At 53.0% G+C, this 230-nt stretch carries 1 protein-coding gene; it reads left to right on the top strand.

From position 1 onward, the window contains the following. Positions 1-230, top strand: a 230-nt coding sequence (locus ACTHSP_RS24230) for a transposase (RefSeq protein WP_440347248.1), incomplete at both ends; no start/stop codon positions are given.

A 230-nucleotide genomic window follows, 5' to 3' on the forward strand; every position in this document is an offset into this window, starting at 1 on the left:
TGTTGGAAGGACTGCCCAAAGGTACGACCGTCTATGCCGATAAAGGCTATGACAGTGAGGAAAACCGGCAACATCTGAAAGAGCATCAACTGCAGGACGGTATTATGCGCAAAGCCCACCGCAACCGTCCGCTGACGGAAGCGCAAACCAAGCGCAACCGGTATTTGTCGAAAACCCGTTATGTGGTCGAACAAAGCTTCGGCACGCTACACCGTAAGTTCCGCTATGCC

Source organism: Neisseria sp. P0001.S005 (genome assembly GCF_051963715.1).